Source organism: Formosa haliotis (assembly GCF_001685485.1).
Lineage (GTDB): Bacteria > Bacteroidota > Bacteroidia > Flavobacteriales > Flavobacteriaceae > Formosa > Formosa haliotis.
Genome location: NZ_BDEL01000001.1, coordinates 2,882,626 through 2,895,361, shown reverse-complemented (window position 1 = coordinate 2,895,361; position 12,736 = coordinate 2,882,626). Strand labels below are relative to the sequence as shown.

The window sequence follows — 12,736 nt, the reverse complement described above, 5'->3', positions numbered from 1 at the left end:
AAAATAAATCCCTAAATTTGCAGCCAATTTAAAAACCTGTAGTGTTTTACACTAATAAACAATAAGTTACCATGCCTAACGTTACAACAGACGCTAAAATATTTACCTGTACGCAAAGTAGAGAGTTAGCCGAGAAAATTGCAGCTTCTTACGGGACACACCTAGGAAATGTTATTACCTCAACGTATAGCGATGGCGAATTTCAGCCTTCTTACGAAGAATCTATTCGTGGTACACGTATATTTATTATAGGTTCTACACATCCAGGTCCGCAAAATTTAATGGAAATGTTGTTAATGATAGATGCCGCTAAGCGCGCCTCTGCCAGACACATTACCGCTGTTTTACCTTATTTTGGTTGGGCAAGACAAGACCGTAAAGATAAACCTAGAGTACCAATTGCTGCTAAATTAGTAGCTAAAATGCTAGAAACTGCTGGTGCAACGCGTATTATTACTATGGATTTACACGCCGATCAAATTCAAGGGTTTTTCGAAAAACCAGTCGATCACCTTTTTGCATCCACAATCTTTTTACCTTACCTAAGATCCCTAAACTTAGACAACTTAACCATTGCATCTCCAGACATGGGAGGCTCTAAACGTGCTTATGCATATTCTAAAGCCTTAGAAAGCGATGTTGTTATTTGTTATAAGCAGCGTGCTAAAGCCAATGTTATTTCTTATATGGAATTAATTGGAGACGTTACAGGAAAAAATGTTGTGTTAGTAGACGATATGGTAGATACTGCAGGAACGCTTACTAAAGCTGCCGATTTAATGATGGAACGCGGAGCCTTAAGCGTTAGAGCTATTTGTACACACCCGATTTTGTCTGGTGATGCTTACGAAAAATTAGAAAAATCTAAACTTCAAGAATTAATCGTTACAGACTCTATTCCGTTACGCCAAAAAAGCGATAAGATAAGAGTGTTAACCTGTGCCGATTTATTTGCAGGGGTTATGCAAAATGTACACTACAACAAATCTATCAGTTCTAAATTTGTAATGTAGTTTAAACAACACCAAAATGTTGTGATTAAAAGTGAATATTAATTAAATATTATAAATAAAAATGAAATCAATTACAATCAACGGATCTCTTAGAGAAAGCGTGGGCAAGAAAGCAACAAAAGCCTTACGTAATGCTGGTCAGGTTCCTTGCGTATTATACGGAGGAGATAAACCAGTTCATTTTACAGCAGAAGAATTGGCATTCTCTAAACTTGTATACACACCTAATGCGCATACAGTTGTAATTACTTTAGCTAGTGGAGAATCTTTCAATGCAATCATGCAAGACATTCAGTTTCACCCGGTAACTGACAGAATTTTACACGTAGATTTCTATCAATTATTTGATGACAAAGAAATCACTATGGACATTCCTGTAACTTTCGTAGGTAACTCTCGTGGTGTTAGAAATGGTGGTGTTTTACGTAAAAACAAGCGTAGTTTAAGAGTTAAAGCTTTACCTGCTAACTTACCAGATACTGTAGAAGCAGATATTTCTCCTCTTAAAATTGGTGGTAAATTATACATCACTACTTTAGAGAATGATGCTTACAAATTTATGCACCCAGACAACACTGTAGTATGTCAAGTAAGACGTTCTAGAGCAGCTGTTATGGATGATGAAGAAGATGAAGAAGAAGGAACAGATGCTGCAGCTCCAGAAGCTACTGCTGAAGCTTAGTCTTTAACATTCAATAAAATTAAAAGCATTCTGTATTCAGGATGCTTTTTTTATTTTAGCAAAAACTAAAGTGTTATGTTCTCTTTTATAAAATCCCTGTTTAAACCAAAATCTACGAACATAAAAACGGAAGACATTATGAAAAAATTCTTAGTGGTTGGCCTTGGTAATATTGGCGAAAAATACGAAAACACACGTCATAATATTGGCTTTAAAATATTAGACCATTTAGCTAAAAAAGAAGCGCTAACCTTCGAAACTCAAAAATTAGGCGACTTAACAACCTATAAATTTAAAGGACGCACATTTATACTACTAAAACCTAGTACGTATATGAATTTAAGCGGAAAAGCTGTGCAGTACTGGCTAACAAAAGAAAATATTCCGTTAGAAAACTTACTTGTTATTACAGACGATTTAAATTTAGCCTTCGGTAGTATTCGTCTTAAAGGAAAAGGTAGCGATGGTGGACATAACGGACTTAAAGATATTCAGGATAAATTACAAACCACACAATACAACCGTTTCCGATTTGGTATTAGTGATGCCTTTAGCAAAGGTCGCCAAATAGATTATGTATTAGGCGAATGGACTGTTGAAGAAAACGAGACACTTCCAGAACGTTTAGACAAATCTGTAGAACTTATTAAATCTTTCGGAACTGCAGGTCTTAACAACACCATGAATACGTTTAACGGAAAGTAGGAAATTCTCCGAAAAATATTAATATTCGTTATTCTAAATGTATTTCAGAATCACATCACAGTAATAAGTATTCAGGAGAGAATGTGCATTGCCATGCTTACTGGTAGACAGGAGTTCTAATTCATAAACAAGGTTCCAGCCAAGCTCTTAGTATTCTTAAAAGATACTAACTACTTAATTAGTACCTTTTTTATGGTTTTATGCACGCCATTATTAACCTCTAACAAATACATTCCAGAAGCTACACTTTTAAGCTCAACATGCTGACTAAAATTATAGCTACTTACATACGATTTAGAAAACACTTGCCTTCCGCTAATGTCGTATAACACCATATGCACATCATTAGCCGAGGTCGCTTTTAAAGATACCGTAAACACGCCTTTGTTCGGGTTTGGCCAAATATTAAAATCACTAAACTCAGAATCTTTTATGCTTAAGGTTGGTTCTATTTGTAAACTGTAATCTTCCACTTCGCCATCATAATCTATTTCACAAGCGGTAGGCTTAGTCATAAACTTCGTCGCAACGCGCATTGTAGTTTTTTCTGTTAATACAGCATCAAGAGGCACAGTAATAATTAAAGGAGACGCAGAAGTAATGCCATTACTTACATTGGTAGCTTCGCCAAGTTCATACATTTCCCCTGCATCATCAAAACTACAATTGTCATTCCAATCTATCCAAACCACCGTGTTGGTGGTATGGTTTCCAGAAGTATTTACATAGGTAGATAAACTATAATCTTCTCCCCTGTTCAACGTAGTCGATATAGATGTAAAATCGCTATAGTCGGTTTTTCCTGAAACATTGTCTATAGTATTAAAAACAACTCGGGTAGTAGATGTTTCTAATTTAAACAAGGTGTTACCATAAGATTCACAAGCCTTGCAATTTATGGTTGAAAAACTAAAGGTCGGCGAATTGTCGCTTACCGTGCAATTATTAATAGCACTAACACGCCAATAGTAAGTGGTTAACAATTTTAAATCGGTTAAATTAAAAAAGGTGTCTGTTAATACATAGCTGTCCACATTAGTTGAAAAATCTAAAGCGGTAGACACTTCTAACTCATATTGCATGGCGTGAAGTGAAGCTTCCCAAGTTAAAGTAACAGTTTCCGAAACTTCGGAAAGTGCATTTTCCGGACTTATTAAATTTGGACTATCTATTTCTGAAGCTTCAATATTTAAAGTTGCGGTAACAGTCGATGATAATGAACTAGCAACCCCGGTAATTGAAATAACCTGACTCCCAATTATTGCTGAATCAAAATTACTTAGCGTTAACACAACATCGGTATCTGTTTGTGTAGATGCTGGTGCAAAAGAGGCTGTAACACCTTCAGGTAAATTCGATACATTAAACGTGGTTTGCTCGTTAAAACCCGAAACGGTAATATATTTAAACGGAATATTAAACGTTTCAGAATTATTACAAACGGTATACATGTCATCCTCGTTTGTTTGCTCTAAAACAAATTTTGGTCCAGATTTTATAATACTAAAATCAACATCAGAAATATCATAGAAAATATTATCGGCTGCTTCTACCATAATTCTACAGTTAGCACTTTCGTTATCTGGAACAGTTATAGTCTCTAATCCATCGTTATCCACATTTGAAGCCAAAGTAATTGGATAGGTTATTCCACCATCTAAAGACAGCTTAATATTTACTTTTTTACAATTTATGGGTGCATTAAAAGTTTCCCCTACTTGCCAAGCAATATCACGTGTCATCCCAACATACCAATCGACAGCAGTATTTGGTTTATTTACTGTAAAAGGTGTGCCATCTACTACAGTAACGGTCATTAAATCGCTATCCGTTTGCCCAACTCCTATAGGATAACCACTACCATTATCTCTTACTGTAAGAGCAAAATTCATGGTGCGAGCTACAGCAGGAGTTACCTCCCATTTTGGAGTAATATTACCAGCTGCAACATCTTGAATATTTGGCATATAACGATTAGGCGATGTTGTTGGCAAAAAAGAACGATATAAAGGCCCGACCGTCCAAGTAGGTTGTGGCGCACCATCTGCTGGCGCACGTTGCGGATCGTTTTGAGACCAATTATAGGTTAAGGTTTCTATCCCGTCTGGATCGGTTGCGGCACCTCTTAAAACATAAGGTGTAGATACCGGTATGGTATAATCCTGCCCTGCATTTGCCACAGGAGGACTATTATCTAGAGCCGTTTGTTCGCCACAAGCGCTAACCCCTCCCGGTTGTATTTCTTCAGAAATATCTCTAATATTTACATAATTAAAATGCGCATCGGTATTTGCTTGGACGTTATTTGAACCGCAAATTCCGGCATATCCCATTATCGAACTTCCCGATGCAGGCTCTACTTCTGTTTTTCCATTTCCAGAACGCGAACAAGTGTTCATAGTGTGAAATCCACCAAATTGATGTCCCATTTCATGCGCCACATAATCAATATCGAAAGCATCTCCCGTAGGATTAGCCGTTCCGGTATACCCTCTTCCTTTAGACACTTCTCCAGTATAAGGCGCTACAGCATCTACACAAACACAACCCACACACCCCGAGTTTCCTCCGTTTGAGGTATTAAAATTATGTCCGATATCATATAAAGACTCATCGCCTAAAGTGGTTGAAATGACTTGTTGTGTTTTTTCGTTAAACTCGGTTCCCCACGGATCGTTGTCTACATCGTAATAAATTAACTCATCATTTCTGTCTATAAATACCAATTTAATCGCCAAATCGCGTTCGTAAATTTCATTAACACGATTTATGGTAATAGCCATTTGGGCTTGTATATTGGCTTTCTTTTGAGCATCTGTACCCGAACCGGCAAACAAAGCACCGTATTTTGCGTTACACGATAAGGCCAAACGATACGTGCGTAAAGTACGATCGTCTGTGTTTTGCAATCTTGATCCTTGATCATTTTTTAAAGATTTCAAATCGATATTATCATCTACCAAACATTCAAAATCTTGCGTATCTATGCCTAAAGCCGAACGGTTATACACCATATATTTATTCCCATCTACGGTATAAGGATCTATAAAAACAGAACTTCTTTTTCCTGAAAGCGAAAAGGCATGCAAGCCTTGTTGGGTAATACTAAAGCGCATGGTTGCTGTTTTATCATCTAACCCCACAGCTTTGTACGTTTTAATCATCGGGAATTTAGCCGCCAATTTCGGTCCCATAATAGACGATTCTGTTACCTGAAATTTCTGGAATGTCCCGTCTTCCATAGGGAATTCCATAACCATAACCGCTGCATGTCTTCGCGTTTGGCTTCCTTGCGATTGTTGTAAAGCCGTTTTTAATCCCTCTAAATCTAATTGATATACTTTAAAACTTTCAGGGTTTGTTTTTCTACTTAACGTTTTACTCGCAACACGTTCTTGAGAAACATCTTTCCAAAATTTCGAACCCGATTGTGCAAAAATAAGGTTAGCATTAAAAGACAGAGCTAAAAGCAAGAAAAGGGTTTTCGTATAATGGGTTTTCATAAATATAAATCTTTTATATTAGGCAATTAAAACAGTATTTTAATTTAATATAAATTATGGTCATTGTAAAAACATGACGTAGTTTTGCTTAAATTTTAAATTACATCATTAAATGTTTGCTTTAATGTAAGCGAAAATAATGTTTTTAAATAATTACTTAACGATTACTCTTAATTAAATGGAAAAAGTCAGAAATTTTAATAATCTAGACTCCAATATTTTAACAGTTGTAACTATTGGCACCTTTGATGGCGTTCATTTAGGACATCAAAAAATCTTAAAACGCCTTGTAAATACAGCAAAAGAAACCCATTTAAAATCGGTTGTTTTAACCTTTTTCCCGCACCCTAGAATGGTACTTCAAAACGATGCGAATATAAAAATGATTAACACCATAGAAGAACGCTCTACAATTTTAGAGCAATCGGGAGTCGATTATTTATGTGTACAAAAATTTACCAAAGACTTTTCTAGATTGACTGCCGAAGATTTTGTAAAAACCATATTAGTAGATCAGCTAAACGCTAAGCGCGTTATTATAGGATACGATCATCATTTTGGAAGAAACCGATCGGCTAATATTGATGATTTACGCAAGTTTGGTGAGCTTTACGGATTTGAAGTAGAAGAAATTTCTGCCGAGGATGTTAACGAAGTTGCCGTAAGTTCTACCAAAATACGAAAAGCGCTAGATGCAGGAGACATTACCAAAGCAAACACCTATCTCGGGTATCCGTTTTGTTTAAATGGCACTGTTGTCTCGGGTAAAAAAATTGGAAAACAATTACAATACCCTACCGCTAATTTAAAAATAGAAGAAGCTTATAAGATTATACCAAAACATGGTGTTTATGTGGTAAAATCTGAAATGAACAACAAAACGGTTTTTGGGATGATGAATATAGGCACCAACCCTACTATTACCGACAGCACACAACAGCATATTGAAATTCATTTCTTTAATTTTGATGACGATCTTTATGGAAAATCATTAAAGATTGAAATGTTACACCGCCTTCGTGATGAAAAAAAATTCAATTCTGTTGAAGACCTAAAAACACAATTACAACAAGACGAACACGAATCGCTACGCTTTATTAACACCTTGCATGATTAATAAACTGCTCTTTAAACACATAGACAATTCGGCTTTAATAGTCTTCCGGATTCTTTTCGGACTTTTATGTTTTTTAGAAACCGTTGGTGCTATTTTTACCGGCTGGATTAAGCGTACATTAATCGATCCCGATTTTACCTTTTCGTTTATTGGTTTAGAATGGTTACAACCGCTTCCTGGAAATGGTATGTATTTCTATTACGGTGTAATGGGACTTTTAGGCCTGTTTATTATGGTAGGTTACAAATACCGTTGGAGCACCATTGCTTTTACCTTGCTTTGGGCGGGCTCCTATTTTATGCAAAAAGCATCCTATAATAACCATTATTATTTATTGGTCCTTTTAAGTGCATTAATGGCCATACAACCTGCAAACACTTATTGTTCTGTAGATGCTAAATTAAACCCAAAACTAAAAGCGATTTCTATGCCGCGTTGGTGTAGTTTGGTATTTATCGTGCAAATGTTTATTGTATACACCTATGGGGCTATTGCTAAACTTTACCCAGATTGGCTCGATACTACCGTAATCACCCTTTTAATGAAAAGTAAGGCGAATTACTATATTGTGGGCGAACTGCTACAACAAAAAGCAGTGCATTACTTTTTAGCCTATGGCGGTATAATATTCGATGGTTTTATTGTCCCGTTGTTACTAATAAAACGCACCCGCAAATGGGCGTTTATGGCATCTATTTTTTTCCATTTATTTAACTCCTTTATATTCCATATCGGTATTTTCCCGTATTTATCTTTAGCGCTTACCTTGTTCTTTTTCGAACCAAAGACCATTCATAATATCTTTTTAAAAACAAAAAAACCGTTTTATGATGCGGCCGAAGTTATTGTACCGACATACAAAACAGCCATGTTAAGTGTTATGTGTGTTTATTTTATAGTACAATTATTATTACCCATCCGGCATCATTTTTTTAAAGACAATGTGCTTTGGACAGAAGAAGGCCATAGATTATCGTGGCGAATGATGCTACGCTCGAAAAGCGGATACACCACCTATACCATTAAAAATCACACCCAAAACACCTCAAAAAAGTAAACTTAAAAGATTATTTAACACCCAAACAAATACGCTTGGCATCAAGCAAACCCGATGTGATGTGGCAATTTGCACAGCGTTTAAAATCTGAATATGCTGCCAAAGGCGATTCCATATCGGTGTATGTTAAAGCCCGTGTTCGTGTAAATGGTAAGCCCGCAAAAACACTTATAAACCCCGAAGTAGATCTAGCACAAGTAAAGTGGTCTCCTTGGAAACATAGCGATTGGATATTACCATCAAAATAGGTTTACATTTTATTTCTTTCAACCTAAAATCTTATTACTTTTGCCGGTAAGTAAGTTTCACCCTGCGTTAAGGATTGCAGCGGCATCCTTTTTTACTTTTCGATTTTAAGCCAGATTACTATAAAGTTCGCAACTTGCGATTTATAACTAAGTTCAACTTAAAACACAGTAAAAAAGATACAGCGGAAAGCCTGGTCTTGTTGCAAACAAGAAACGCCCAAATTATAACTAAACATGTTACAAATACCTTTTATAAGAGACCATAAAGATCGTGTAATTGCAAATTTAGCAAAGCGAAATATTGATGCAACCGACATGATTTCTGAAGTTCTTGACCTTGATGAAGCGCGTAGAAGCACACAGGCTCAATTGGATAATACCTTGGCCGAGGCAAATGCCTTATCGAAAGAAATTGGTAGCTTATTTAAAAGCGGAGAAACACAAAAGGCTAACATATTAAAGGAAAAAAGCGGGAATTTAAAGGAATTATCTAAAGAATTATCTGATACTTTAAATGAAAAAACAGAAGCTTTAAGTCAGTTACTTTTCAAAATTCCGAATGTACCAAACGATACCGTTCCTGCAGGAAACACCGAAGATGATAATGAAGAGGTTTTTAGAGCTGGAGACATCCCTACCCTTTATGACGGCGCTATGCCTCACTGGGAATTAGCCAAAAAATACGACATTATAGATTTTGAATTGGGTAACAAAATTGCAGGCGCTGGATTTCCGGTTTACAAAGGAAAAGGAGCTCGCTTACAACGTGCCTTAATTGCTTACTTTTTAGATAAAAATACAGCTGCTGGATATACAGAATATCAGTTACCACACTTGGTAAACGAAGCTTCTGGTTTTGGTACCGGACAGTTGCCAGATAAAGAAGGGCAAATGTACCACGTAACGGCAGATAATTTATATTTAATCCCGACCGCAGAAGTACCAGGAACCAACATTTTTAGAGATGTGGTTTTAAATGAAAGCGAATTACCTATTGGAATTACAGGTTACACCCCTTGTTTTAGACGTGAAGCTGGAAGTTATGGAGCGCACGTAAGAGGTTTAAATAGATTACACCAATTTGATAAGGTTGAGATTTTACGTGTAGAACATCCAGATAATTCTTATAAAGCTTTAGACAGTATGGTGGCTCATGTAAAAACTATTCTTGAAGATTTAAAACTGCCATACAGGATTTTAAGATTATGTGGTGGCGATTTAGGATTTACATCGGCATTAACGTTCGATTTTGAAGTATTTTCTACAGCTCAAGATCGTTGGTTAGAAATTTCATCGGTATCTAATTTTGAAACTTTCCAAGCGAACCGCTTAAAATTACGTTTTAAAAACAAAGAGGGTAAAAACGAATTGGCACATACCTTAAACGGAAGCGCATTAGCCTTACCTAGAGTTTTGGCTGGAATTTTAGAAAATTACCAGACAGACAAAGGTATTGTTATTCCTGAAGTTTTAGTGCCTTACACAGGTTTTTCAATTATAGACTAATCCTACCAAAATACTATTTGCCCTACAAAATAGTACGGCAAAACCATATTATAGTCGTTTAAATGCTAAATAAAACGGTCGTTTGTCGATTATTTGGCTTAAAATTTTGTAGTCTAAATATTTCTTTTGAATTTCGTATTACCAAATTTAAGAACCTACGACTTTGAAAAATCTAACACGCCTGATTTTGCTTGTAGTGCTTATAATTATTGCAAGTAAAGTTTTAACAACAGAGATTGAAATATGGACTTCGGAAAATCGCGAGATTTTAACCGTGAGTCGCAATTAAAATATATTTACAAGAAACCCAACAAAGTAATTGAATCATACTTAGATTGACAGTAGATTAATAGCACTTTTATTTTGGTTGGTATGAATGCCTGATTTATCAGGCATTTTTTATGTCTGTATTTTTCGTAGGTTACTACGCCTTTCCTATCTTTACAAGAAGCTAAATACTATGAGATTTATATTTTTTTGTTGCTTCCTTTTTACGCTTTGCGGATTCTCGCAAGAGGATCTTCTTGCCAAAGAATATTTTAAAAATGGCGATTTTGAAAAAGCTTTAATCTCTTACCAAAAGTTACACGAAAAAACACCAACAAACGTTAATTACACCTACGCTTTAGTTGAAACACAGCAGCAATTACAGAAATACGACGAGGCACAATTGGTTTTAGAAACCGCTTTAACCAAAATGCAGTTTCCTGCCTTTTATGTAGAATTGGGATATAATTTTCAGTTACAAAACAATATAGCCCAAGCGAACTCTTATTACGAAAAAGCCATAGAAAGCATAAACACAAACCCGAATTATGTATATTCTGTAGCGCGACATTTTCAAAACCATTCCTTGTTAGATTACGCCATTCGAGCGTATGAAAAAGCGACGAGTTTAAACGAAAAATTAGACTTTAGCATGCAATTAGCTCAAATTTATGGCGAGCAAGGCGATATTGAAAAAATGTTTGTTAGCTATGTCGATTTCTTAGAAAAAAATCCAATTTATAGCAACGATTTAAAACGGGCCTTTGGCGATTTCTTAAACGAAAACCCGAGTAACGACAACAATATTTTACTAAGAAAAACACTACTGAGAAAAATCCAACAAAATCCAGATTTAATTTGGAACGAATTATTAAGCTGGTTATTTATTCAGCAAAAAGAATTCCCTAAAGCATTTCAGCAAGAAAAAGCGATTTACAACAGAAGACCAGAAAGTTTAACCCGTATGGAAGAATTGGCTTCTATTGCCACCCATGAGAAAGATTATGAAACGGCGACCAGCATTTATAACTATATTATAGACACCTCGCAAGACACCAAAACGGTGTTAGATGCGCATTATAATCTGCTTCAATTCAAAACTAAATTAGCTTCAGAAAAAGAATATAAAAACATTCAGTCGGAATATTTAAAACTATTCGAAATTTACGGCGCACACTCGCAAACCTTAAAGCTTCAAATAGCCTATGGTCATTTTTTAGCCTTTAATCTGCATCAACCTAAAACAGCCGAGGATTTTTTAAAACAGTCGTTAGAACAAAATTTAAACGATACTCAAGTTGCCGAAATAAAATTAGAACTCGCAGATATTTTAGTGCTTCAAGAAAAATTTAACGAAGCCCTTATATACTACACTCAAATACAACGCAATTTAAAAAATAGTACCATTTCGCAAGAAGCACGGTTTAGAGTAGCAAGAACAAGTTATTATAAAGGCGATTTTAAGTGGGCAGAATCGCAATTAAATATTTTAAAACAATCTACATCGCAACTTATTGCCAACGATGCTTTAGATTTAAAACTTCTGATTTCTGATAATAAATATGAGGACTCTACACAAACAGCCTTAAAACTTTATGCTAAAGCCGATTTATTGGCTTACCAAAATAAACCTATAGAGGCTATTTCTAGTTTACAAACCATACTAGATCTGCACAGCACAGAACCCATCGCAGAACAAGCGCTTTACAAACAAGCCCAATTATTTGAAAACCAAAAAGAATACAGTAAAGCCGAAAACAATTATCAGTTACTAATTTCAAATCACAAAAAAGGCTTGCTGGCAGACGATGCGTATTTCGCCTTAGCAGAATTGTATAATCATGTGCTAAATCAGCCCGAAAAAGCGCAACCGCTGTACGAATATATCATCTTTAATTTTGCCGATAGCATCTATTTTGTTGAAGCCAGAAAACAGTATAGAACCTTACGTGGCGATAATTTAAATCAATAACTTATGTCCATAGCCACTACAGAGCGTTTAGTTATTGAAGCTATAACTATTGCCGATGCCCAATTTATTCTGGAATTAATGAACACCCCACATTGGTTGGCATATATAGGCGACCGCAATGTTAAAACATTACATCATGCAGAACGTGCAATAAAAAATACACATCTAAAAAGCTATCGCGAAAACGGATTTGGATTTTATAAATTACTTTTAAAATCTGAAAATCTAATCCCGATAGGTGTTTGCGGGTTAATAAAACGAGAAGAACTCGATGGTGTAGATATTGGCTTTGCGCTGCTTCCAGAGTTTGAAGGTAAAGGTTTCGGGTTTGAATCGGCGACAGAAATTTTAAAGCTAGCCGAAAACACATTCCATTTAAAAGAGGTGATAGCTATCGTTTCTCCAGAGAATTCCAATTCTATTAAATTACTCGAAAAATTAGGTTTAAGCTATCAAAAAAAGGTAACGCCTTTTCCCGACAAAAAAGAATTATTATTGTTCTCTAAACGCTTTTAAAGCCTTCCTCACCATTTTAAAATTCGATAAAATTTTAACCTTTTAGTAATTTACTAATTCGCACTTAGCGTAAAATTCTTAGAAATTAGAACTAACTTACCAAAAAACAACAATTCGTTTTGCCAATGCCCAAGCAATGTTGTTATTTGC

At 35.6% G+C, this 12,736-nt stretch carries 8 protein-coding genes and 1 pseudogene; 8 read left to right on the top strand and 1 reads right to left on the bottom strand.

Annotated elements, in window-relative coordinates; genetic code table 11:
• Nucleotides 1-71 precede the first annotated feature (71 nt).
• The 3 genes from A9D35_RS12010 (at nt 72) to pth (ending at nt 2,400) form a co-directional block, all read left to right on the top strand.
• Entirely contained in the window at nt 72-1,013 is a 942-nt protein-coding gene (locus A9D35_RS12010; protein WP_066223349.1) for a ribose-phosphate pyrophosphokinase, read from the top strand.
• A gap of 61 nt (nt 1,014-1,074) precedes the next feature.
• Nucleotides 1,075-1,695: a 50S ribosomal protein L25/general stress protein Ctc gene (locus A9D35_RS12005; RefSeq protein WP_066223347.1), complete on the top strand. Its 621-nt coding sequence runs from the start codon at nt 1,075-1,077 to the stop codon at nt 1,693-1,695.
• Between the two features lie 138 nt (nt 1,696-1,833).
• On the top strand, nt 1,834-2,400 hold the full coding sequence (gene pth / locus A9D35_RS12000) for an aminoacyl-tRNA hydrolase (protein WP_439951244.1): 567 nt from the start codon (nt 1,834-1,836) through the stop codon (nt 2,398-2,400).
• A 170-nt stretch (nt 2,401-2,570) separates the two neighbouring features.
• On the opposite strand, the gene A9D35_RS11995 is transcribed toward pth, so the two are convergent.
• Nucleotides 2,571-5,903: a reprolysin-like metallopeptidase gene (locus tag A9D35_RS11995; RefSeq protein WP_066223343.1), complete on the bottom strand. Its 3,333-nt coding sequence runs from the start codon at nt 5,901-5,903 to the stop codon at nt 2,571-2,573.
• Nucleotides 5,904-6,081: 178 nt separating this feature from the next.
• On the opposite strand from A9D35_RS11995, the gene A9D35_RS11990 reads away from it, so the two are divergent.
• The 5 genes and pseudogenes from A9D35_RS11990 (at nt 6,082) to A9D35_RS11970 (ending at nt 12,586) form a co-directional block, all read left to right on the top strand.
• On the top strand, nt 6,082-7,020 hold the full coding sequence (locus A9D35_RS11990) for a bifunctional riboflavin kinase/FAD synthetase (RefSeq protein ID WP_066223340.1): 939 nt from the start codon (nt 6,082-6,084) through the stop codon (nt 7,018-7,020).
• Nucleotides 7,013-8,325 (top strand): annotated as a pseudogene (locus tag A9D35_RS11985) (HTTM domain-containing protein). The gene A9D35_RS11990 and the pseudogene A9D35_RS11985 overlap by 8 nt, the downstream one beginning before the upstream one ends.
• Before the next feature lie 234 nt (nt 8,326-8,559).
• Entirely contained in the window at nt 8,560-9,831 is a 1,272-nt protein-coding gene (gene serS / locus A9D35_RS11980) for a serine--tRNA ligase (protein ID WP_066223338.1), read from the top strand.
• A gap of 460 nt (nt 9,832-10,291) precedes the next feature.
• The gene (locus A9D35_RS11975) at nt 10,292-12,070 is read left to right on the top strand and encodes a tetratricopeptide repeat protein (RefSeq protein ID WP_066223336.1); all 1,779 of its coding nucleotides are present in this window, start codon (nt 10,292-10,294) and stop codon (nt 12,068-12,070) included.
• 3 nt (nt 12,071-12,073) lie between these two features.
• Nucleotides 12,074-12,586, top strand: a complete 513-nt coding sequence (locus tag A9D35_RS11970; protein ID WP_066223334.1) for a GNAT family N-acetyltransferase — start codon at nt 12,074-12,076, stop codon at nt 12,584-12,586.
• Nucleotides 12,587-12,736: the final 150 nt, after the last annotated feature.

What these genes read in the sequence shown, in the direction of transcription:
- A9D35_RS12010 (WP_066223349.1), top strand. Translation starts at nt 72, where the DNA reads ATGCCTAACGTTACAACAGACGCTAAAATATTTACCTGTACGCAAAGT.
- A9D35_RS12005 (WP_066223347.1), top strand. Translation starts at nt 1,075, where the DNA reads ATGAAATCAATTACAATCAACGGATCTCTTAGAGAAAGCGTGGGCAAG.
- pth (WP_439951244.1), top strand. Translation starts at nt 1,834, where the DNA reads ATGAAAAAATTCTTAGTGGTTGGCCTTGGTAATATTGGCGAAAAATAC.
- A9D35_RS11995 (WP_066223343.1), bottom strand. Translation starts at nt 5,903, where the DNA reads ATGAAAACCCATTATACGAAAACCCTTTTCTTGCTTTTAGCTCTGTCT.
- A9D35_RS11990 (WP_066223340.1), top strand. Translation starts at nt 6,082, where the DNA reads ATGGAAAAAGTCAGAAATTTTAATAATCTAGACTCCAATATTTTAACA.
- serS (WP_066223338.1), top strand. Translation starts at nt 8,560, where the DNA reads ATGTTACAAATACCTTTTATAAGAGACCATAAAGATCGTGTAATTGCA.
- A9D35_RS11975 (WP_066223336.1), top strand. Translation starts at nt 10,292, where the DNA reads ATGAGATTTATATTTTTTTGTTGCTTCCTTTTTACGCTTTGCGGATTC.
- A9D35_RS11970 (WP_066223334.1), top strand. Translation starts at nt 12,074, where the DNA reads ATGTCCATAGCCACTACAGAGCGTTTAGTTATTGAAGCTATAACTATT.